Source organism: Lentzea sp. NBC_00516, assembly GCF_036346835.1.
In the GTDB taxonomy this organism is placed as follows: domain Bacteria; phylum Actinomycetota; class Actinomycetes; order Mycobacteriales; family Pseudonocardiaceae; genus Lentzea; species Lentzea sokolovensis.
This window is the reverse complement of record NZ_CP107840.1, coordinates 6766356-6788233: the sequence shown is the minus strand read 5'-3', so window position 1 is coordinate 6788233 and position 21878 is coordinate 6766356. Positions and strand designations below refer to the sequence as shown.

The 21878-nt window shown below is 69.7% G+C and carries 22 protein-coding genes; 17 read left to right on the top strand and 5 right to left on the bottom strand.

The genetic code is table 11. From position 1 onward, the window contains the following. Window positions 1-58 precede the first annotated feature (58 nt). From dacB to hpt, 4 genes are read left to right on the top strand one after another with little or no spacing between them, the layout of a single operon-like run. The gene (gene dacB, locus OG205_RS30770; RefSeq protein ID WP_330271474.1) at window positions 59-2152 is read left to right on the top strand and encodes a D-alanyl-D-alanine carboxypeptidase/D-alanyl-D-alanine endopeptidase; all 2094 of its coding nucleotides are present in this window, start codon (window positions 59-61) and stop codon (window positions 2150-2152) included. Between the two features lie 28 nt (window positions 2153-2180). Further along, the gene (locus OG205_RS30765; RefSeq protein WP_330271473.1) at window positions 2181-3224 is read left to right on the top strand and encodes a zinc-dependent metalloprotease; all 1044 of its coding nucleotides are present in this window, start codon (window positions 2181-2183) and stop codon (window positions 3222-3224) included. Next, on the top strand, window positions 3221-4132 hold the full coding sequence (gene tilS / locus OG205_RS30760; protein WP_330271472.1) for a tRNA lysidine(34) synthetase TilS: 912 nt from the start codon (window positions 3221-3223) through the stop codon (window positions 4130-4132). Before OG205_RS30765 ends, tilS begins: the two co-directional genes overlap by 4 nt. Window positions 4133-4149: 17 nt before the next feature. Next, window positions 4150-4698, top strand: a complete 549-nt coding sequence (gene hpt / locus OG205_RS30755) for a hypoxanthine phosphoribosyltransferase (protein WP_319975994.1) — start codon at window positions 4150-4152, stop codon at window positions 4696-4698. A gap of 538 nt (window positions 4699-5236) precedes the next feature. Here the strand turns inward: hpt and OG205_RS30750 are convergent. Then, window positions 5237-6895 carry a substrate-binding domain-containing protein gene (locus OG205_RS30750; protein ID WP_330271471.1) on the bottom strand — a complete coding sequence of 553 codons (1659 nt, stop codon included), beginning with the start codon at window positions 6893-6895 and terminating at the stop codon, window positions 5237-5239. Window positions 6896-7260: 365 nt separating this feature from the next. Between OG205_RS30750 and ftsH the strand changes: the two genes are divergently transcribed. The 8 genes from ftsH (at window position 7261) to OG205_RS30710 (ending at window position 14232) form a co-directional block, all read left to right on the top strand. After that, window positions 7261-9456: an ATP-dependent zinc metalloprotease FtsH gene (gene ftsH, locus OG205_RS30745; RefSeq protein WP_330271470.1), complete on the top strand. Its 2196-nt coding sequence runs from the start codon at window positions 7261-7263 to the stop codon at window positions 9454-9456. Further along, on the top strand, window positions 9453-10100 hold the full coding sequence (gene folE, locus OG205_RS30740) for a GTP cyclohydrolase I FolE (RefSeq protein ID WP_319975991.1): 648 nt from the start codon (window positions 9453-9455) through the stop codon (window positions 10098-10100). The genes ftsH and folE overlap by 4 nt, the downstream gene beginning before the upstream one ends. 32 nt (window positions 10101-10132) lie before the next feature. After that, window positions 10133-10918: a dihydropteroate synthase gene (folP, locus tag OG205_RS30735; protein ID WP_319976122.1), complete on the top strand. Its 786-nt coding sequence runs from the start codon at window positions 10133-10135 to the stop codon at window positions 10916-10918. Next, window positions 10911-11306 (top strand): dihydroneopterin aldolase, encoded by a 396-nt coding sequence (folB, locus tag OG205_RS30730; protein ID WP_330271469.1) that lies wholly within the window; start codon window positions 10911-10913, stop codon window positions 11304-11306. The genes folP and folB overlap by 8 nt, the downstream gene beginning before the upstream one ends. Further along, on the top strand, window positions 11303-11797 hold the full coding sequence (gene folK, locus OG205_RS30725) for a 2-amino-4-hydroxy-6-hydroxymethyldihydropteridine diphosphokinase (protein WP_330271468.1): 495 nt from the start codon (window positions 11303-11305) through the stop codon (window positions 11795-11797). Before folB ends, folK begins: the two co-directional genes overlap by 4 nt. Beyond that, complete coding sequence (locus OG205_RS30720; protein WP_330271467.1) at window positions 11794-12246, top strand: DUF3180 domain-containing protein; 453 nt, start codon at window positions 11794-11796, stop codon at window positions 12244-12246. The genes folK and OG205_RS30720 overlap by 4 nt, the downstream gene beginning before the upstream one ends. Window positions 12247-12377: 131 nt before the next feature. Then, complete coding sequence (locus tag OG205_RS30715) at window positions 12378-13823, top strand: DUF6779 domain-containing protein (protein WP_330271466.1); 1446 nt, start codon at window positions 12378-12380, stop codon at window positions 13821-13823. A gap of 70 nt (window positions 13824-13893) precedes the next feature. After that, window positions 13894-14232: a VOC family protein gene (locus OG205_RS30710; protein WP_330271465.1), complete on the top strand. Its 339-nt coding sequence runs from the start codon at window positions 13894-13896 to the stop codon at window positions 14230-14232. Between the two features lie 26 nt (window positions 14233-14258). On the opposite strand, the gene OG205_RS30705 is transcribed toward OG205_RS30710, so the two are convergent. The 3 genes from OG205_RS30705 to OG205_RS30695 are packed head-to-tail and all read right to left on the bottom strand — an operon-like array spanning window position 14259 to window position 16742. Continuing rightward, window positions 14259-15344 carry an NADH-quinone oxidoreductase subunit D gene (locus tag OG205_RS30705; RefSeq protein ID WP_330271464.1) on the bottom strand — a complete coding sequence of 362 codons (1086 nt, stop codon included), beginning with the start codon at window positions 15342-15344 and terminating at the stop codon, window positions 14259-14261. Window positions 15345-15387: 43 nt separating this feature from the next. Next, window positions 15388-15810 (bottom strand): DUF1203 domain-containing protein, encoded by a 423-nt coding sequence (locus OG205_RS30700; RefSeq protein ID WP_330271463.1) that lies wholly within the window; start codon window positions 15808-15810, stop codon window positions 15388-15390. A gap of 17 nt (window positions 15811-15827) precedes the next feature. Next, window positions 15828-16742: an SAM-dependent methyltransferase gene (locus OG205_RS30695; protein WP_330271462.1), complete on the bottom strand. Its 915-nt coding sequence runs from the start codon at window positions 16740-16742 to the stop codon at window positions 15828-15830. A gap of 30 nt (window positions 16743-16772) precedes the next feature. On the opposite strand from OG205_RS30695, the gene OG205_RS30690 reads away from it, so the two are divergent. The 5 genes from OG205_RS30690 (at window position 16773) to OG205_RS30670 (ending at window position 21088) form a co-directional block, all read left to right on the top strand. Beyond that, window positions 16773-17918, top strand: a complete 1146-nt coding sequence (locus tag OG205_RS30690; RefSeq protein WP_330271461.1) for a PrsW family intramembrane metalloprotease — start codon at window positions 16773-16775, stop codon at window positions 17916-17918. Window positions 17919-18020: 102 nt separating this feature from the next. Further along, a complete protein-coding gene (locus OG205_RS30685) occupies window positions 18021-18911 on the top strand; it encodes a Rossmann-like and DUF2520 domain-containing protein (RefSeq protein WP_330271460.1) in 891 nt (296 codons plus the stop codon). A 1-nt stretch (window position 18912) separates the two neighbouring features. After that, the gene (gene panC / locus OG205_RS30680) at window positions 18913-19803 is read left to right on the top strand and encodes a pantoate--beta-alanine ligase (protein WP_330271459.1); all 891 of its coding nucleotides are present in this window, start codon (window positions 18913-18915) and stop codon (window positions 19801-19803) included. A gap of 9 nt (window positions 19804-19812) precedes the next feature. After that, the gene (gene panD / locus OG205_RS30675) at window positions 19813-20283 is read left to right on the top strand and encodes an aspartate 1-decarboxylase (RefSeq protein ID WP_330271458.1); all 471 of its coding nucleotides are present in this window, start codon (window positions 19813-19815) and stop codon (window positions 20281-20283) included. 10 nt (window positions 20284-20293) lie between these two features. Then, a complete protein-coding gene (locus tag OG205_RS30670; protein ID WP_319975978.1) occupies window positions 20294-21088 on the top strand; it encodes a type III pantothenate kinase in 795 nt (264 codons plus the stop codon). On the opposite strand, the gene OG205_RS30665 is transcribed toward OG205_RS30670, so the two are convergent. Beyond that, complete coding sequence (locus tag OG205_RS30665; RefSeq protein ID WP_330271457.1) at window positions 21078-21833, bottom strand: class I SAM-dependent methyltransferase; 756 nt, start codon at window positions 21831-21833, stop codon at window positions 21078-21080. The genes OG205_RS30670 and OG205_RS30665 overlap by 11 nt on opposite strands. Between the last annotated feature and the right edge of the window lie 45 nt (window positions 21834-21878).

Sequence of the window (21878 nt, the reverse complement as noted above, 5' to 3'; positions counted from 1 at the left end):
CATCGGAGCGGTGGTTGGTGGGTGTGAGATTGCCCGTACCGAGCTGACGGAGGTCCACTTGCCGGACGAGCCCCAGTGGCCGACCGAGGACGACGACGCCGGGTCGGCCGCTGCCGCGTCGGAGTCGACGGTGCAGGTCAGCCGCCCGTCCGTCGACCAGCCGACGATGCGTTTCCCGCTCGCCGCGATCCTGTCGGCACCGTCCACTCAGGAGCCTCTGCGTTCGTCGCCGGTCCGTTCCGTCCCGAACGGTGTGGGCGCCGGTCATTCCTCGTCAGGTGTGCCAACGACCGGCTCCGGCGGTTCCGGCGGGCCTTCCGGCGGATCCGCCGGTGGGAAGTCTCACGGGGCGATTGGTCCAGAAGTCGGCCAACCTCGGGCCACGCCGACGCGGATCGAACCGAAGAACGACCAGACCCGCGTCGTGCCGAGGCCGGAGCAGAGGACCACGGAGCTCTCGGTGCCGAACGCCAAGACGGCGCGCGTCGACCAGCTGCCGAACTCCGAGCCGTCGTGGTTCGACAAGAAGAGCCGGCCCGAGCAGCAGCCCGCGCGGCCCGAACAGCGGCAGCCGCGCCCCGAACAGCCGCGCCCCGAACAGCAGCGTCCCGAGCAGACCAAGCGCGTCGACCAGCTCCAGCACCAGGAACCGCCGCGCCAGGAGCAGCAGCGTCCGGTGTCACCGCCGCCCCCGCCTGCCCGGCAGGAGCCGAAGCCCGTCCGCCAGGAGCTGCCCGTCACCGGCTACGAGGAGGAACCGGAGGACCGCCTCGCCACCGACGACGAGCCCAGGAAGGGCCGCAGGTCCCTCGTCGTGGTCCTGAGCCTGCTGGTCGTAGCGGCGCTGGCCGGCGCCACCATCTACGCGGTCAAGGAGTTCGGCGGCACCAAGGCGATCGAGACCAGGCCCCCTGCCGCTCCCGCGAACGTCCAGCCGCTGGTCAAAGCCGTCACCGCGGGCGCACCGGCGCCGACCCCGGCAGGCGTGGCGCAGGCGCTCGCCGGACCGGCGGCCAGCAGCGCGCTGGGCACGCTCACCGGCAGCGTCATCGATCCCGCCAGCGGTGCCGCGCTGTGGCAGCAGGGCGACACCACGCCCGCGACCCCGGCGTCGAGCCTCAAGATCCTCACGGCCGCCGCGGCGTTGCTCAGTCTCGAGAAGACCGACCAGCTGTCCACCAAGGTCGTCCAGGGCGCGGAGCCCGGCACCGTGGTGATCATCGGCGGCGGTGACCCGACGATCTCCGGTGCGCCCGGCAAGTCGGTCTACCCCGGCGCCGCGACGCTCGACGACCTGGTCAACCAGGTCAAGGCCAAGGGCCCGGTCACCAAGGTCCAGTTCGACCTGAGCCGGTACAAGGGCGAGGCGCTCGGGCCGCAGTGGGAGACGGCGGACATCGCGGGCGGCTCGGTCGCGCCGATCGTGCCGTTCATGCTCGACGGCGGCCGGGTCGACCAGTCCAACGTCAACGGCACGCGCACGGGCAGCCCCGGCCAGGCGGCGGCGGACGCGTTCGCACAGCGCGTCGGGGCCTCCGGAGCCACGGCGGGCGCGGCTCCCGCGGGCGCGCAGGTGCTCGGCGAGATCAAGTCGGCGCCGGTCGAGCAGCTCGTCGACAACATGATGCAGATCTCGGACAACGTCCTGACCGAGGCGATGGCGCGCGAGATCGCGATCAAGACGGGCAACGAGGCGTCGTTCGCGGGCGGCGTCAAGGCCGTGCGGGACGTGCTGACCAAGAACGGGTTCGACCTCACCACCGCGAACTTCGTGGACGGCAGCGGGTTGTCCGCGTCGAACAAGATCCCGGCCAAGCTGCTCACCGACGTGCTCACGGCGGCGGCCAAGCCCACGCTGGACGACGCGCGCACCGCGAAGCTGCGGCCGTTGCTGACGGCTCTCCCGGTCGCGGGCGGCAGTGGCACCCTCGCCGGTCGCTACGGCGGGACCGCGGCGCCGGGAAAGGGCTGGGTGCGGGCCAAGACCGGCACCCTCACCGGGGTCAACGCGCTCGCCGGCATGGTCGTCGACGTGGACGGGCGGGTGCTCGTGTTCTCGTTCATGTCCGCGAGCAACCGCAACCCGGAGACCGAGGTGCGGCCCGCACTCGACGTGCTGGCCGCTGCGTTGCGGGGTTGTGGCTGTTCGTAGCGGGCCGTGCGCAGGTAGCGTCGGAAGCGTGAACGGCGCGACGGAGGCAGAGCTCGGCCCGGTGGACTGGGAGCTGGCGGTTTCGACCGCCACGCGGCTCGTCCGGCCGGGCCCCGTGATCGGCAAGGACGAGGCCGACCACGTAGTAGGCAGACTTCGCGAACTCGCGCCCCAGGCGGAGGTGCACGTCCGCGAGCTGACCGGACTCGGTCAGGGGCTGCCGCTGCTGCCGGGCGAGGTCGTCGACAGACCGGCGTGGGTCGCGGCCGCCGCGCAGGGCCTCGCCGCGCTGACAGCGCCCGCGATGCCGCGCCAGACAGGTCCGATGGCGGGCATCCTCGCGGGCACGGCCGGTGTGCAGGCGGGCGTCGTGCTGGCGTTCCTGTCCTCACGGGTGCTCGGCCAGTACGACCCGTTCAGCCCGAACGAGCAGCTCGCCGGGCGTCTGCTGCTGGTCGCACCGAACATCGTTGGCGCGCAACAGGCTCTGGACGTGCCGGACGACGACTTCCGGATGTGGGTGTGCCTGCACGAGTGCACGCACCGGCTGCAGTTCACCGGCGTGCCGTGGCTGCGCAGGTACTTCTCCGACCAGGTCACCGCTTTGCTGTCCTCAATGGACGAAGAGCGCGCGCCGCTGTCCGACCTGATCCGCGACTTCCGGCACAAGCTGCGCGAGGGCGACGGCCCGATGGGCCTGATCGAGCTCATCCAGTCGCCCCAGCAGAAGGCCGTGCTGGACCGGCTGATCGCACTGTCCACTTTGCTCGAAGGCCACGCCGACCACGTGATGGACGCGGTCGGCCCGTCGGTCGTGCCGTCCGTGTCGACGATCCGCACCCGCTTCAGCGCGCGGCGCAAGGGCGGCGGCCTGCTCGACCGGATCCTGCGCACCGTGCTCGGCGTCGAGGCGAAGGTGCGCCAGTACGAGGAGGGCGCGGAGTTCACCTCGTACGTGGTGGAACGGGTCGGGATGGACGGCTTCAACTCGATCTGGACGTCCGCCGAGACGTTGCCGACCCGAGCCGAGATCGCCGAGCCCATGAGCTGGCTGCGTCGCGTGTCACCGTGAACGGACCGGTCGCCGAGATCCGGGTGGCGGTCCGTCGGTTCCTGGACGAGGTGCGCCCGGAGGCGGTGACCGTCGCCGTGTCGGGTGGTGCGGACTCCTTGGCGTTGGCCGCCTGTGTGGGTCGGCTGGTGCCCGGCGCGTTCGCTGTGGTCGTCGATCACCAGTTGCAGCCGGGGTCGGACGACGTTGCTTCGCGGGCGGCTCGGCAGTGCTCCTCGTTCGGGCTCGTGGCTCGCGTGGAGGCCGTGGAGGTGGCCGGGCCTGGTGGTCCCGAGGCTGCGGCCCGCAACGCCCGCTACGCGGCTCTCAGGCCGTCGTCCGGTGTCGTGCTGCTCGGCCACACCCTCGACGACCAGGCTGAGACGGTGCTGCTCGGGCTGGGGCGCGGGTCCGGGCCGCGTTCGATCGCCGGCATGCGTGCGTTCGACGCGCCGTGGGGGCGTCCGCTGCTCGGCGTGTCGCGGGCGGTCACTCGTGCGGCGTGTGTGGAGCAGGGGATCGAGGTGTGGGAGGACCCGCACAACGTCGATCCGTCGTTCACGCGTGTGCGGTTGCGTTCTGAGGTGCTGCCGTTGCTGGAGTCCGTGCTGCAGGGCGGTGTTGCTTCGTCGTTGGCGCGCACGGCTGCTCAGTTGCGTGAGGACTGCGACGCGCTCGACTCTCTTGCGGAGGCGTTCGCCGGCGACTGCTGTGCCGTTGGCGACATCTCCGAGCTGCCGGTCGCGCTGAGGCGCAGAGTGCTCAGGGCGTGGCTGATCGAGGAAGGCGTGCCTGAACTGTCCGATTCGCACCTGCGACGCGTTGACTCACTGGTGAGTGAATGGCGCGGTCAGGGCGGTGTCTGGCTACCTGGCGGCTTTGTCGTGCGGCGCGCGCATGGCAGGCTCGTTGTGGAACCACAGTCTTAAGCAGAGGGGACCTGTCCGTGTACGACGGCGACATCGCATCCGTGCTCATCACCGAGCAGGAGATCAGCGACAAGGTCACCGAACTCGCCAAGCAGGTCGCGGCTGATCACCCAGAAGGTGACTCCGACCTCGTGCTGATCACTGTGCTCAAGGGCGCTGTGATGTTCATGGCCGACCTCGCACGCGCGCTGCCCGTTCCGGTGCAGCTCGAATTCATGGCCGTTTCGTCCTACGGATCCTCGACCTCGTCCTCGGGCGTGGTGCGGATCCTGAAGGACCTGGATCGCGACATCGCCGACCGCAACGTGGTGATCGTCGAGGACATCATCGACTCCGGACTGACGTTGTCGTGGCTGTTGAAGAACCTGCAGTCTCGGAAGCCTCGGTCTTTGCAGGTCTGCACTTTGTTGCGGAAGCCTGACGCGGTCAAGGTCGAGGTGCCGGTGAAGTACGTCGGGTTCGACATTCCCAACGAGTTCGTCGTCGGGTACGGGCTGGATTATGCGGAGAGGTACCGCGATCTGCCCTACATCGGGACGTTGGACCCGAAGGTTTACTCGAACTGAGCGTGTGTGAATGACGTGAGACGGGGGCGTTGCCGGTTGCGGCGGCGCCCCCGTTTTGCGTTGGCGGGCGGGGGCGTGCGGGTTCCGTTGCGTGCGGGCCGTCGCGTTCCAGCGGGGTTGGTCGCGTTCCGAACGTTCAGTCACCTTGCGAGGGTGCTTCCGCAGGTCGTGACGAAGTGCGGGGTTGCGATTGGGGCTTGACCTTGAGCCTCTAGCTGGGCGCGTAGTCGGCCTCAAAGACCGGGGTTCACAGAGCCCCGGCCGAGCCCAGACAGGGTGGCACCCAGCCCCTCAAGGTCAAGCCCCAATCGCCATGAGCGGAGTGCACCGCTACCCGGCGCTCTAGGTTCAGACGGCTCGCTTCGCGTCGCCACGCCAGGCTTCGTACGTGGTTGCTTTGCGTTGGTGGGTGCCTGGTGGCACCGCGTGGGGCGAATTGCCGTGCCTGATCGCGTTCAGAGACAAAGACATGGACAAGACGAAAGAAAAGACAAAGCCGGGCCTCCCGCAGGAGACCCGGCTTTGCGTTGAAGGGAAATCAGCAGTTCGGGCGGCAGCGCCGTTGCGAGACTGCGTCGAGCAGTACGCCGCGGATGTCCTCCGGATTGCGTGCCTGGTACGCCTTGCCTCCGGTTGCCGCGGAGATCGCGCGGAGTGCGTCCATGTCCACCTCGTCGCCGAGGCCCACCATGATGATCGGGACGGGCTTCGCGGGGTCGGACTCCCGCTTCAGGGTCTCGATCAGTGCGCCGGTGTCGATCGACGAGATGTCGTCGTTGCGGCCGTCGGTCATGAGAACGACGGAGTTGACCTTCGACGCGTCATAACCCGAGAGAACGTGTCGGTAGGCGGCCAGGGTCGTGTCGTTCAGGGCTGTGCCGCCGCCGACCAGGCCCGGGAGTTGTGAGGCTCCTGCTTCCAGGCGTTTGCGGCGGGTCACGCCTGCCAGCGGTTCGCCCAGTGGGCCGATCGGGACCAGTTCGATCCAGTCGTTCGGGGGTTTCTTGTCGGTGGAGAAGGCCCACAGGCCGATGGCCGTGGTGTCCGGGAGCATCGAGAGAGCCGTCATGGACGCCTCGGTGGCGGCCTCGACGCGGGTTTTGCCGTTGCCGCTCTTCTCGATCATCGAGCCGGAGACGTCGATGACCGTGAGCATGCGCATGTCGAGGCTGATGGCGCCCCAGGTGCGGAGCAGTTCGGAAACCTGGTCCGCGCCAGGGGTCTCGATCAGCTTGACGTCGCCTGCCTGCACGCCTTCCACGTCGGTCGACCACTTCGCCGGGGCGGCGCCCTGGACGGTGCGGAAGCCCGCTTCGCCGAAGCGCTTGGACGTCTGGGCGGAGCGCAGGGTCTTCTCGAACTCCGCCGCCGCTTCGCCGATGCCCTCTGTTTCGTTCGGGCGGGAGACCCTGACCAGCGGGTAGTCGAAGGAGAGGGTGCCTTCCTTCGGCGGGGCGGCGAGGACCGCGTTGTCCTTCGCCGCGCGGTTGTTCGCCACGACCGATTGTTCGGTGGCGGCAAACAGCGGGGCCTTGTCGGCGTCCGTGGTGACCTTGCCGAACGCGTCGCGGACTGACGGAACGGCGCTGCGGCCTACGCGCAGGAGGGTGCCGACCAGTTCAGGCTTGGGCGTTCCGTCTGGATTGCCCAGCAAAGTACGGATCACGAACAGCGAGGCGAGGCCCTCCGACGTCATCGTCGGGTCGCTCATCGAGATCTGGACCTTCGGGTCGACGACCTTCGCCCAGGAGACGGGCGTGACCGGGAAGCCGATCTTCGACATCGCCTGTTCGGAACCCGCCATCACCAGCGGGCTGGACGCCAGCGAGGGCTTGATGTCCAGCTTCGGGGCCTCCGGGCCGGTCTCCGCTGCCTGCCGCTGGGCCTCTGCGGCCCACATCGAGGAGTCGGGGATCCAGAGGGAGTGGGGGTTGATCTGGGCGGTGGGGAGTTCGTTCGCCACGTCGGCCGCGTTGCGCGACTCGACCTGAACCTGGACGCACCGGCCGTTCACGACCGGTTGTGACCGCTGGTAGTCCTGCGCCGCCGCGTTCACCACATCCAACGCTGCGGGGGTGACGGCGACCTTCAGCGGCAACGCGCCGGAGCAGTCGGCACCGCTGGTGACACGCAGTGCCACGACCGTGACGCCTGCCGCCGCGACCACTCCGAGCAGGGCGGCCACGGGGAGGGCCACCCGCCGGAACAATCCGGGGGACGTATGACGTGCTGACATACAGTTACTTACCTTCGGTCACGGGTTCACTCTTTCGAGTGGCGGGGGAACGCTCGGGGGATGAATGAGGATGACATGTGACCCCCAAACGTAATGAGATGGCGTGACCTGCGTCACTCGTCTGGACGGCGGTATTTGTTCCGGATGAACCAAACTGCGTGAACATGCGTGGTGGGGGTCACCCGCGGGAACCACGGATCGCCCCCGCCCGTTGGTTGCTCAGTACCCGGCCAGCGAGCGGTAGGCTGGTCGGACGCGGTATGTGGGTCTTCCACTGCCCGACGCGCAAGTCAGGGAGGGTCGAGGCCGCCCCCGGCCGTAAGTGCATGGACCGCAAGCGCCTGCTTCGCAACCCGCTGCTGTGGATCGCTGCGGTGTTGCTGCTCTACTTCGTCTTCACCGTGCTTTTTGACGACTCGCGGGGCTACCACCCCGTGAAGACGTCCCAAGCGCTCCAACAGGTGCGGGACGGGAACGTCAAGGAAGCCACGATCGAGGACAAGGAGCAGCGTCTCCGACTCACCCTCACCGACGGCAAGACCTTCGAGGGCAGCAACCGCCTGATCACGCAGTTCCCGGCCAGCTCGACGGACGAGATCTTCACCGTCCTCGACCAGGCCGGCAACAAGCCGACCGTCGAGACCAAGGTCAGCCAGGAATCGATCCTGATGCAGATCTTGATCTACCTCGTGCCGCTCGGCCTGCTGTTGCTGCTGCTCATGTGGATGATGAACAACGCTCAGGGCGGCGGTAACCGCGTTCTGAACTTCGGCAAGTCCAAGGCCAAGCAGTTGTCCAAGGACATGCCCAAGACGACGTTCGGCGACGTCGCCGGTGCCGAGGAGGCCGTCGAGGAGCTCGAGGAGATCAAGGACTTCCTCCAGAACCCCGGCCGCTACCAGGCGCTCGGCGCCAAGATCCCGAAGGGCGTGCTGCTGTACGGCCCGCCGGGAACCGGTAAGACGCTGCTCGCCCGAGCCGTCGCCGGCGAGGCGGGCGTGCCGTTCTACTCGATCTCCGGCTCCGACTTCGTCGAGATGTTCGTCGGTGTCGGTGCGTCCCGTGTGCGCGACCTGTTCGAGCAGGCCAAGCAGAACGCGCCGTGCATCATCTTCGTCGACGAGATCGACGCGGTGGGCCGCCACCGCGGCGCGGGCATGGGCGGCGGTCACGACGAGCGCGAGCAGACCCTCAACCAGCTGCTCGTCGAGATGGACGGCTTCGACTCGCGCGGCGGGATCATCCTGATCGCGGCGACGAACCGTCCCGACATCCTCGACCCCGCCCTGCTGCGCCCCGGCCGCTTCGACCGGCAGATCCCGGTGTCCGCACCGGACCTGAAGGGCCGCAAGCAGATCCTCCGGGTGCACTCGAAGGGCAAGCCGCTGGCCGCGGACGCCGACCTCGACGGCCTCGCGAAGCGCACCGTCGGGTTCTCCGGCGCCGACCTCGCGAACGTCATCAACGAGGCCGCGCTGCTGACCGCGCGCCACAACGGCACCGTCATCGACGGCGCCGCGCTTGAGGAGTCGGTGGACCGCGTGATCGGCGGTCCGGCCCGCAAGAGCCGGATCATCTCCGAAAAGGAGAAGAAGATCACCGCGTACCACGAGGCCGGGCACGCCCTGGCCGCGTGGGCCATGCCGGACATCGACCCGGTCTACAAGGTCACGATCCTCGCCCGCGGCCGCACGGGTGGTCACACCCTCTCGGTGCCGGAAGAGGACAAGGACCTGATGACCAGGTCCGAGATGATCGCGCGACTGGTGTTCGCACTGGGTGGCCGTTCCGCCGAGGAGCTCGTCTTCCACGAGCCCACGACGGGTGCGTCCAACGACATCGAGCAGGCGACCAAGATCGCCCGCGCGATGGTCACCGAGTACGGCATGAGCGCGAAGCTCGGTGCGGTCAAGTACGGGCAGGAACAGGGTGAGCCGTTCCTCGGCCGCTCGGCCGGTCGCCAGGCGGACTACTCGCTGGAGGTCGCGCACGAGATCGACGAGGAGGTGCGCAAGCTCATCGAGGCCGCGCACACCGAGGCGTACGAGGTGCTCGTCACCTACCGCGACGTCCTCGACGACCTCACGCTCGAACTGATCGAGAAGGAGACCCTGCACCAGAAGGAACTGGAGCGGATCTTCGCGCGGGTCGAGAAGCGGCCGCGGATCACCCAGTTCAACGAGTTCGGTGGCCGCACGCCGTCCGACATCCCGCCGATCAAGACGCCCGGCGAGCTCGCCAAGGAACGCGGCGAGCCGTGGCCGCCGGTCGTCGAGGACACCCTCGACGACGAGCCGGAGACGCCGGCGGCGGAGCCCGCCGCGGCGGAACCGGCCACGGAGGCGCTGCCGTCGCCGAACGGGTCGAACGGCGTGCACCAGCCAGGTCAGCCTTCGAACCAGTCGGGTCCGCCGAACTACGGCGCCCCGCCCGGATGGACCCCGGCGACCGTGCCCGGCGGCAAGCCGCACAACGTCTGGGAGCCGAAGAAGCCGCAGTCAGACCAGGACGAGCGGCAGTGACCGAGCAACAACAGCTCGACGGAGACGCCGGCCTCACCCACCACGGGGAGGCCGGCGTCTCCGCGCGGCGGGTCTTCGACCAGCCGCGGGCAGAGGCTGCGGTACGCGAACTTCTGATCGCGTGCGGTGAGGATCCGGACCGGGAGGGTCTGCGCGAGACACCCGCACGGGTGGCGCGTGCCTACCAGGAGTTGTTCGCGGGCCTCTACACGGACCCGGACAGCGTCCTCGCGAAGACGTTCGACGAGAGCCACGAGGAACTCGTCCTCGTCACCGACATCCCGATGTTCAGCTTCTGCGAGCACCACCTGCTGCCGTTCCACGGCGTCGCGCACGTCGGGTACATCCCGAACGAGCACGGCCGCGTGACGGGGCTGTCGAAGCTGGCCAGGCTCGTCGACCTCTACTCCAAGCGGCCACAGGTCCAGGAGCGGCTGACGTCGCAGGTCGCGGACGCGTTGGTGCGCAGGCTGGAACCGCGCGGCGTGATCGTGGTGATCGAGGCCGAGCACCTGTGCATGGGCATGCGCGGCGTGCGCAAGCCCGGCTCCCGCACGACGACGTCCGCGGTGCGCGGGCTGCTGCGCACGTCCGCCTCCTCGAGGGCGGAGGCCATCGAGCTGATCAGGGGCCGGATCCGGTGAGTGGGCTGCCTCGTCCCGGTCGGTGCGTCGTGATGGGCGTGCTGAACGTGACGCCCGATTCGTTCTCCGACGGCGGCCGCTACATCGACCGGCGTGACGCGGTGTCGCACGGCGTCGACATGTTCAAGCGCGGTGCGGACGTGATCGACGTGGGCGGCGAGTCGACCCGGCCCGGTGCCGAACGCGTCGAACCGGCCGAGGAGATCGCCCGGATCGTGCCGGTGATCCGCGCGCTGGTCGCGGAAGGCGTGCCGGTCAGCGTGGACACCATGCGTGCTTCCGTTGCCACCGCGGCGTTGGAGGCGGGCGCGTCCATCGTGAACGACGTGTCCGGTGGCCTGGCCGATCCCGGGATGGCCGCCGTCGTCGCCGCTGCGGGTGTGCCGTACGTGCTGATGCACTGGCGTGGGCACAGCACGGAGATGGACGCGTTGGCGACGTACGACGACGTGGTGACGGACGTTCGTTCGGAGCTGCTTGAGCGCGTCGAAGCCGCGCTGGCCGCCGGCGTCGCGGAGTCGTCGATCGTGCTCGACCCCGGTCTGGGCTTCGCGAAGCTCGGCGACCACAACTGGGAGTTGTTGCAGCGCCTGGACGAACTGGTCGAGCTGGGTTTCCCGGTGCTGGTGGGGGCGTCGCGCAAGCGCTTCCTCGGCACGTTGCTCGGCAACCGTCCACCGGACGGCAGGGAGGACGCGACCGCGGCGGTGTCCGCTTTGGCCGCGTTCAACGGAGCGTGGGGTGTGCGGGTGCACGACGTCGACCGAACGCTGGACGCGGTCGCCGTCGCCGGTGCGTGGAGGCGGGGACATGGCTGACCGGATCGCGTTGACGGGTCTGCGGGTGCGCGGGAACCACGGCGTGTTCGAGCACGAGAAGCGCGACGGGCAGGAGTTCGTCGTGGACGTCACGCTGTGGCTCGACCTCAGCACGGCTTCTCGCACCGATGACCTGAAAGAGACGTACCACTACGGCGAACTCGCCGAGATGGCCGCGGCGATCGTCGGCGGCGAACCGCACGACCTCATCGAGACGGTGGCGGGCAAGATCGCCGACGCGGCGATGACGGACTCACGGCTGCACGCGGTCGAGGTGACGGTGCACAAGCCGTCCGCGCCGATCCCGCTGACCTTCGACGACGTGTCGGTGACGATCCGCCGCTCGCGCCGGCTGGCCGCGCCGTTGCCTCCCAAGGAATCCCGGTGACCCGCGCGGTTCTCTCGATCGGCTCGAACCTCGGAGACCGGTTGCACTTCCTGCAGTCCGTGGTGGACGGGTTGCGGCCCTTCGTCGTCGCCGCTTCGCCGGTGTACGAGACGGCGGCCTGGGGCGTCGAGGACCAGCCGGACTTCCTGAACGCCATCGTGATCGTCTCTTCGGACGACGTGGACGAGTGGGGCTGGCTGCGCCGCGGTCAGGCGTTGGAGAACGCCGCCGGACGCGTGCGGGAGAAGCGCTGGGGACCGCGCACGTTGGACGTGGACGTGGTTTCGGTGGACGGGGTGACCTCGGACCACCCCGAGCTGCTTCTGCCGCATCCTGGGGCGTTTGAGCGCGCAACAGTTCTCGTCCCGTGGCTCGACGTCGAGCCGGACGCGGTGCTGGCGGGCCACGGACCCGTTGCGGGCCTGGAGTTCTCTGCCGAGGGCGTGCGGCGGCGTGACGATCTCGTGCTTTCGGGTTGGATGGACGCGTGAGGTTCACCCGTCCCCGAGACCTGGCGGCCGTCGCGCTCATCGGCGCGCTGCTGGCCCATCTGCTGCTGCGGCTCACCTACGACACGTTGCCGCCGTTGCCCGTCCTGGCCGGGTCGACGCTGTTCGTCCTCGCGGTCGTGGAGGTCGTGTTCGCGTTCTCGTTGCGCGCCAGGATCCAGCGCCGCGAGGGAGCGCGTCCGGTACAGCCGCTGACGGCCGCCCGAGCGGTCGCATTGGCGAAGGCTTCGTCCGTTTTGGGCGCTTTGATGTTCGGTGTCTGGGCCGGGTTGCTGATCTTCGTGATCCCCGTCCGCGACTCGTTCGCCGCGGCCTCGAACGACCTGGTCGCGGCGGTTGTGGGGATGATCGCGGCGGTCGCGCTGACGGCGGCCGCACTGTGGCTGGAGCACTGTTGCAAGACACCGCGAGAGAGTTCCGGGAACGAATAGATACCCGGCCGTAGGTCTCAGTCGCATAACTGCGCGGTACCGTAGTGCCCATGACCGGGCGAGGCGCGTCGACCGACGACGAGCAAGATGATCACGGTCGTGGCTCAGGGCGATTGCTGTTAGTAGCGGCATTGGCGCTCGCCCTCGTGGCCGCGGCGGTGCTCGTGCTGAGTGACAGCGCCCGCATGCTGCGTCTGGCCGTGGTGGCCGCGTTGTGGGCGGCTCTGGTGGGCGCGTTCCTCGCCGCCAGGTACCGCAAACAGGTCACCGAGCGTGACGACGAGGTGGCCGATCTCCAGTCCGTCTACGAACTGGAACTCGAGCGCGAGGTGGCCGCGCGCCGCGAGTACGAGCTCGAGATCGAGTCGGAGACCCGCAAGCGGATCGAGGAGGAGTCGCGCGCGGACATCGAGGCCCTGCGCGCCGATCTCCACTCGCTGCGCGACAACCTCCAGGCGTTGCTGGGCGGTGACGTCCTCGTCGAACGCGTGGCCCTGCGCGCCGAGTCGACCCGCCTGCGTTCGCTGGGTTCGGAGGCGTCCCGGCTGGCCGGGATCCCCGAGAACCGCATCATCAACGCCAAGCCCGCGATCACCGCGTCCTCGTCGGTGGAGAAGCCGTCCGAGCGCACCGAACTGATCGAGCGCGTCGTCCACGACGCCAAGATGCAGGCCCCTCGCCGCGAACCCCTGCGGCCAGAGCCCGTCCGCCCGGATCCGGCCAGGAACTCGCCCCGCCCGCAGCCCGCCGTGGTCCGCCGTGAACCCGTGAAGGCCGCGAAGCAGGAACAGGTCAGGCCGCAGCCCCGTCCCTCCGCGGCCGCCGCCGTCTCGGCCAGGCTGGGCGGCGCCACCCCCGCTCCCGCGCCGCAGAAGGCGCCGCAGAAGGCCCCGCCGCCGCCGACCGTGAAGGCCCAGCCCGTCCAGGCTCAGCCCGCGCAGGCGCAGGTCCACCGGACCGAACGAGTGCCCCGCCCGCCGCAGCCTCCGGCCCGCACCGAGGCGTTGTCGCGCCCGGAACAGCCCCCGAAGGCCCCCGCGGCCATCGCGAAGTCCGTGGAGACCCGCAAGCCGGAACCACGGTCCCGCGTCGCCGAGCGCACCGAGATGATCGACCCGAAGGCCCTGCAGGCCACCGGAGGCAACGGCCGCCGCCGTGCCGACGACCGCCCGGCCCCCGTGCAGGACAGCGGCTCGTGGGAAACCCTGAAGCCGGACGCTCCCGCTGCCACCCCCGCCGGCCGCCGCCGGTCCGACGACGCACCGGCCCGCCGCACCGCCTCCGAGGACTCGCTGGTGTCACTCCCGCCGGTGAGCCGCCGTTCCGCGGCCGAGCAGTCCTCCGCCAGGCTCCCGGCGGTCTCGCCCAGCCGACGTTCACCGGTCGACGAGACCCCGGTCTCCGGTCGCCGCGTGGCCGAGGACTCGTCCACGCGCCTGCCCGCCGTCTCGACCGGCCGCCGTGCCGCACCGGAAGACCCTTCCGGCGCGCACGCGGACGGCAAGTCGGTCAGCGAACTGCTGGCCTCGCTCGGCGGAGGCGACGCGCCTCGCCGCCGGCGCCGTCGCGACGACTAGGACGTGCGGCGAAAGCGCCGGTCACAGCTACCAGAAGGAGCGAATGTTGCCTGGCGCCGAACTGCGAGGGGTGACTCTGGACTGTGCCGACCCGCAGACGCTGGCGGCCTTTTACAGCGCACTGACCGGGATGCACGAGCTCTTCAGCTCGGACGAGTTCGTCGCTCTGACGGGCGGCTCAGGGTGTGATCTGGGATTCCAGCGGGTCGACGGATACCGGGCTCCGCAGTGGCCGGGTCAGGACGTGCCACAACAGTTCCACCTGGATCTCCGCGCCGACGACCTGGACGCGGCGGAAGCGCTGGCGCTGAAACTCGGAGCGGCCAAACCGGACCACCAGCCCGGCGACGGACGCTGGCGGGTGCTCCTGGATCCGGCCGGCCACCCCTTCTGCCTGACGTCTTCCTGACATCACCGGCGTCGACCAAGTCGCGGTTACTTGTCGATGTCGCCGACGATCACGGCGAACGAGCTCAGCACAGCCGGCAGGTCGTCCACCTTCGTGCCGGGCAGGAGTGCCGACAGCGCCTGAACGTTGTTGAACGACGGCGTGCGGAGCTTGAGGCGCCACGGCGTCTTCTCGCCGCGCGACGACAGGTGCACGCCCGATGTACCGAGCGGTGCCTCGACCCGCGTGTAGACCGAGCCCTCGGGAGCCTTGATGGCCTTGGGCAGCCGGACGTTCACCGGGCCCTGCGGCATCTGCTCCAGGCACGCCGCGGCCAGTTCGACCGACTTCCGGACCTCGTCCACGAGGCACCGCACCCGTGCCGCCGCGTCGCCCTCGGTCCGGACCACGGGGGTGAAGCCCAGCGTCCGGTAGGCGGGCAGCGGGTCGTCGCGGCGCAGGTCGAAGTCCACTCCGCTGGCGCGGCCGATCGGGCCGGTGACGCCGTACGCCAGCGCGTCCTCGTGCGGCAGGACGCCGAGGCCCTGCAGCTTCTCGAAGTCGATCGGCAGCCGCGCGACGTCCACAGTGGACAGGAAGTCGGCGACCCGTGAGGTCCAGCCGGCCGGGACGTCCTCGCGCAGGCCGCCGATCCGGTTGAACATGAAGTGGATGCGGCCGCCGGACGCCTCTTCCATCAACGCCTGCACGCCCTCGCGGTACGTGGCGGCGTTGGGGGACAACGGGGTCAGGAAGACCATGTGTGCCATCAGGCGGTTCAGTTCGCACAGCAGGGCGCGCAGCCGTTGGGCGCGGGCCGGGACGTCCATGCCCGTCATGCGTTCCACGGCCAGCGCCACGGCGAGCTCGTTGCAGAAGGCCGAGAGCCAGTCGTGGCGGTTGGCGAGCGTCAGGACCTGACGGTAGTCGCGCACCTCGAACAGCTTCTCGGCGCCGCGGTGGAGATGGCCCACGAGCGGCTCGGCGGCGGTGATCAGCAGGTCCGGCGTGACGGTCAGGCGCAGGCGGTAGGCGCCGTGGGCCGACGGGTGCAGTGGGCCCAGGTCGATCACGCGGTCCACGCCCAGGTACCGGGCGCCCGCACCCACGCCGACGGTGATCTGCTCGCTCACCCGAGCATGGTTTCACGGCGCCGGGCACCCGTCCGGACGCGGCTTACGACCTCGTGATCGCGAAGAAGAAGCAGCCGTGCGACAGGCTGCGGACCTGGAGCGACTCGATCGAGGGATTGTTCAACAATCCTTCAACCGCACGATCGAACGATCCGGGCTCCACGACCTCGCCGTCGTGGATCTGACCTGCGGCGTTGTAGGAACGCAGGATCCGGGGACTGTTCAGCAACTCAACGGGGAGACGATCCAACGAAGGCTCCTCCGAGCACTCCACGTGCGTGAAGATCGGCCCGACCTCGGCGTACGGGCCCTTCCCGGACGACGGCGAGTAGCGGAACAGCCAGACCGGCTCGTCGGCGAGCGACTTCCGCAGACAACAGCGCAACGGCACACCCGGCTCGGAGGCGCGGTGCTCGCGGCCGGGGTCGGAGAACGAGTCGGACGGCGACACGGTGTGGATTCGCATGACTCCAACGATCGTCGTCAGTCACCGCGAAAGCTGGCGGGATTCGGACGCCAGGGCGGCAGCGCCGGCAGCAGGTCCGACACGGCCACCCCACGCCCGTGCAGCAGCCATCCGAACGCCCCGAGCCCGGCGGGCGAGCGCAGTTCGGCGATCCGTCCGGCACGCGAAGCGGACTCCAGCCAGTCCCACCCGGACCCGGACACCTCCGCGGTCAAACCCAAGGCCGCCAACGCATCCCGCTGCGACACCAGCACGAAGTCCCCGCCGGCAGCCGCGGCACAGGCGTCCAGCGCGACGTGCGCGGTGATGTCACAGGACCCGTCGAAGACCACGGGAACCTGACGCCCGTCCCGATACCCGGTCAGCGAGAAGTGCCGCGACGACACGAGATGCCCGTAGTCGATCGCGAGTGCTGCCCCGCGCACCGAAGCCACGGCCGCGGCCCACGCCGCATCGCGAGGCGCGCCGACCTCGGCCGGTGAACCGTTCTCGAGCGACGGCCACCACCGGCTGATCCACGGATCGGACGAAGGCCCGCGAACCACCGGACAGGGAATCGCGTCGAGCCACTCGTGCCCGACCAGCAGCCCGACGCACGACGGCACAGAGGTGGTCCACCGAACCCCGGGCAGTTCCACGAACGGCCCGACCTCGACAGCGGTCACCCGCAGCCGCTCACCCAGCGACCCGGACGCCATCGACCGCACCGCGAACGCCAGCTCACCCCCGCCCGCCCCGACGTCCACGAAGTCCACGACCGGGGGAAATCCGAGCGCCGCGTCCACCCGCGACAGCAGCTCCAGCAGCCCGGCGGCCAGCTCCGGACCGACCAGCGGAGACGTCCGGAAGTGCGACGAAGGCTTCTCCCCGCGGGCGAAGAAGCCACCGGGGCCGTACAACGCGGCGTGCCAAGCGGCTTCCCAGTCGAACATCGGACAAGTGTGCATCTAAGGTCATTTCCCGTGACCGACGCCGACCTCACGCCGACGCCGACGAAGAAGCGCATCGAGCAGCGCCGCTGGACCGTCCTGTTCCCCGTCGTGGCGCTGATCGCGCTCGCCGCGGCCGGGCTAGTGCTGTTCGCACTGGGCACGTCGAGCATCGGCATCGAGCCGCTGCTGGTCGGTGCCGCCGCGGCACTGATCCCCGTCGCCTTCGTGGTGACCGCGTTCCTGTGGATCGACCGGTGGGAACCGGAACCGGCGAAGATGCTGCTCTTCGCGTTCGTCTGGGGTTCCTGCGGGGCGACGATCAGCTCGCTCGCGTTCAACCAGACGAGCCGCGTGCTCGGCGATCTGCTGACCAACGACGGCACGACGTTCACCGCCGTGGTCGGGGCGCCGATCGTCGAGGAGGCGACCAAGGCCGCGTTCCTCATCGCCGTGTTCGTGCGACGCCGGCACGAGTTCGACGGCGTCGTGGACGGCATGGTCTACGCGGGCATCACGGCCGCGGGCTTCGCGTTCACCGAGAACATCTGGTACTTCGGCCGGGTCTTCCTCGAGGACGGGCTCGGCAACATGGGCGGCGGCGTGATCGCGCTGTTCGTGCTGCGCGGTGTGCTGTCGCCGTTCGCGCACCCGCTGTTCACGGCCATGACGGGCATCGGTGTCGGCATCGCGGCCACCACGAGCAACGCCACCGTGCGCATCCTCGCGCCGATCGGCGGCTACCTCACGGCCGTCGGCCTGCACTCGCTGTGGAACTTCTCGACCACCGTGGGCACCGGGTCGGCCTTCATCAACCTGTACTTCCTGATCATGGTGCCGGTGTTCGCCGGAGCCGTCTCGATCGTGGTGTGGCAGCGGCGCAGGGAACAGCGGATCGTCGCGGGGCAGCTCGCCGCGATGGCGCAGAACCGGTGGATCGCCAACAGCGAGGTGGCCCTGCTGGCCAGCCTCAACGGCCGCAGGAACTGGCTGCGGGCGGTCAAGCGCAAGTCGGGTGACGCGTCGGTCAAGGCCGTGCGGAGCTACCAGATCGCCGTCACCGAACTGGCCTTCCTGCGGCACCGCATCGAGCAGGGAACAGCCGGTCTGAGCGCCGAGCAACGCCACGGGGTGCTGCTCGACAGCCTGCACGCCGCCAGGGCCGCCGCACGCCGGTGAATCCGGTCACCGACCAGGTGCACGAAACGTTGGCGGGATTACCCTCGGCGTCGTCGTCCGGTACCCGCACCAGGGACTGGAACGTCAGAAGGAGTTAGTCGCATGGACGCGACCCCACGTCCGGCGAGGCTCGCCGTCGGTGTCATTTCGGCAGGCCGCGTCGGATCCGTGCTGGGCGCCGCGCTGGCCAGGACGGGCCACGTGGTGACCGGCGTTTCCGCCGTCTCCCAGGCCTCCCGCAACCGCGCGGGCGAACTGTTGCCCGGCGTCCCGATCGCCGACCCCACCGAGGTCGCCGCACGCGCCGACCTGGTGCTGCTGGCCGTGCCGGACGACGAGCTGGAAGGCCTGGTCAAGGGACTCGTCGCCACGGAGTCGCTGCGCGCGGGCCAGATCGTCGTGCACACCAGCGGCGCGCAGGGCGTGCAGGTCCTCGAACCCGCCGCCGAACTCGGTGCGCTCACGCTCGCGCTGCACCCCGTCATGACCTTCACCGGCCGCCAGGAGGACCTGCTCCGGATGACCGCCGCGTGCGTCGGCGTGACGGCCGCGGACGGCGACGAGGTGGCCTGGAGCGTGGGCGAGGCGCTGGTCGTCGAGATGGACGCCGAGCCGGTCCGGGTCCCCGAGGCCGTCCGCCCGCTCTACCACGCGGCACTGGCCCACGGCGCGAACCACCTGATCACGCTGGTCCGCGACGCTGCCGACCTGCTCACGAACGCCGGCGTCGCCAACGCCGAGCGCCTGCTCGGCCCCCTGCTGTCCGCCGCGCTCGACAACGCGCTGCGCCACGGTGACCGCGCCCTCACCGGTCCGGTCGCCCGCGGCGACACGGGTACCTTGCGCAAGCACCTCGACGTGCTGGCCGGGCAGGCACCGGAAACCCTGCCCAGCTACCGCGTGCTCGCCCGCCGCACCGCCGAGCGGGCCGAACGCTCCGGGCTGCTCAAGCCCGACGCGGCCAACGACGTTCGCACCACTCTTGAGGACTGACGTGACGAAGCCACTGACCAAGGACGACTACCGCCCGGACGACGTCACGGTGCACCGCGACCCCGTCCGCCTGAACCGGGTGATCAGGGCGCTGCGCAACGCCGGGCGCAACGTGGCCCTGGTGCCCACGATGGGCGCCCTGCACGCGGGCCACCGGCAGCTGATCCGCGAGGCGCAGGTCATGCAGAACACGGTGATCGTCGTGTCGATCTTCGTGAACCCGTTGCAGTTCGGGCCGAACGAGGACCTCGCGAAGTACCCGCGCCAGTTCGAGTCCGATGTGGACATCTGCCGCGATGAGCGGGCGGGCATCGTCTTCGCGCCGTCCGTCGAGGACATGTACCCCGAGGGCGCGCAGGTGACCGTGCACCCCGGACCGCTGGGCGACGAGCTCGAAGGCGTGGTCCGGCCCGGCCACTTCGGGGGCGTGCTCACGGTCGTCTCGAAGCTGTTCAACATCGTGCAGCCCACGTACGCGGTGTTCGGGCAGAAGGACTACCAACAGCTTCAGCTCATCCACAAGATGGCGCGGGACCTCAACTTCCCGCTCGACGTCGTCGGCGTGCCGACCGTCCGCGAGTACGACGGCCTCGCGCTGTCGTCGCGCAACGCCTACCTGACCCCGGAGCAGCGTCAGCACGCCGTGACGCTGTCGGCCGCGCTCACCGCCGGCGCGCACGTGTCGTCGCAGGGCGCGGACGCGGTGCTCAAGGCCGCGCACGACGTGCTGGCGCAGGTGCCCGAGGTCGAAGTGGACTACCTGGAACTGCGCGGGACCGACCTCGGTGCCGCGCCGGAGAACGGCGACGCCCGGCTGCTGGTCGCGGCCCGCGTCGGTACCACCCGCTTGATCGACAACATCGCGGTGTTGCTCGGCGAAAGCGACGAGTAGGGGGATGCCATGTTCCGCACGATGCTGAAGTCCAAGATCCACCGCGCCACCGTGACGCAGGCCGACCTGCACTACGTCGGCTCGGTGACGGTGGACGAGGACCTGATGGAGGCCGCCGATCTGCTGGCGGGCGAACAGGTCGCCATCGTCGACGTCTCCAACGGCGCCCGGCTGGAGACCTACGTCATCCCCGGCGAGCGCGGCACCGGCGTGCTGGGCATCAACGGCGCCGCGGCGCACCTGGTGCACCCCGGCGACATCGTGATCCTGATCGCCTACGGGCAGATGGATGACGCGGAGTCGCGCGCCTACAAGCCGCGCGTCGTGTTCGTGGACGCCGACAACAAGGTCGTCGACCTCGGCGTCGATCCCGCGCACGCCCCCGAGGGGTCCGGGCTGGTGAACGGCTCCACGAGCGCACCGTCTTCTGAGACCGTTGAGGCGACCGCGCTCGACGCCTTGATCCAGGCCGAGAACTAAGGAACACCACGTGCTGCTCGCCATCGACGTCGGCAACACCAACATCGTGCTCGGTCTGTACGACGGGGTCGGCGACTCGGCCCCGCTCGTGCGCGACTGGCGGATGCGCACCGACGCCAGGATGACCGCCGACGAGCTCGCGCTGACCATGCGCGGCATGTTCGGCGAGTACGCCGACAAGATCACCGGCATCTCCGCGCTGTCCACCGTGCCCGCCGTGCTGCGCGAGCTGCGGGTCATGCTCGGCCGCTACTACGACGCGGTGCCGAAGATCCTGGTCGAGCCTGGCGTGAAGACCGGCGTCCCGCTGCTCGTCGACAACCCGAAGGAGGTGGGCTCGGACCGCGTGATCAACACGCTGGCCGCGCACCACCTCTACGCGACCTCGTGCATCGTGGTCGACTTCGGCACGTCCACGAACCTCGACGTGATCTCGTCGCGCGGCGAGTTCCTCGGCGGCGCGCTGGCGCCCGGCATCGAGATCTCGGTCGACGCCCTCGCCTCCCGCGCCGCCCAGCTGCGCAAGGTGGAGCTGGTCAGGCCCCGCAACGTGATCGGCAAGAACACCGTGGAGTGCCTGCAGTCCGGCATCGTCTACGGGTTCGTCGGCCAGGTGGACGGGCTGGTGCGCAAGATCACCGAGGAGCTCCAGCAGACCGATCCGGGGCCGGTCACGGTGATCGCCACCGGTGGCCTCGCGCCGCTGGTCGTGTCGGAGTCCTCGACGATCGCGCACCACGTGCCCGACCTGACGCTGCTGGGGTTGCGCATGGTGTTCGAGCGCAACATGTCCGCTATTCGCTGACGCGGACCATCCGGTAGACCTCCGAGCGCAAGGGGACGTCGAACGGCCCGTTCGACGTCTCCGGGCGTTCGCGGAGGAATGCGAGCATCTTCTTGTTGATCGCCGCGCGCTCCTCATCCTCGATGACGAGCATGCGCGAATAGGTGTTGGTCGTGGCGATGAGCGCTTCCGGTGACTCCCTGCGGTGCACGTGCGGGAACGTGGCGTGCTCGGGCGGCCCGAACGACGGGTGCGTGATGATTCCCGTCGGGTCCTCGCGCCGGTCCTCGACGCTGCTGCGCGACACGTTCTCCAGCTCGGCCATCCACTCGACGTCCGGGACGGTGTCGATCCACAGTGCCGCCAGCACCCCGCCGGGCCGCAGCACACGGGCGATCTCCGGCATGGCCTTCTCCTGGTCGAACCAGTGGAACGCGGTGCCGACGAACACCGCGTCGAGGGTCTGGTCCGGGACAGGGATGTGCTCGGCGTGACCCGGCAGCGCTCGCACGCCGTGCACGCGGCGGACCAGCTCGGACAACATCTGCTCGTTGGGCTCCACGGCTGTCACGCGGTGGCCTTCCGCGACCAGTCCCGCAGTCAGCTTGCCGGTGCCGGCGGCCAGGTCGAGCACGTCCAGGTGCTCGGTCGTGCCCAGTGGCTCCAGTGCCCACCGGATCGCCGCCACGGGATAGTCAGGCCGGTGTTCGGCGTAGGCCTCGGCCTGCGCGCCGAACGAGTCCGCTCGCCTCGCGTGTAGATCCATCACCCCAACTTAGGGTGTCGGGTATCCGGCGGGGTATCCGGTTCG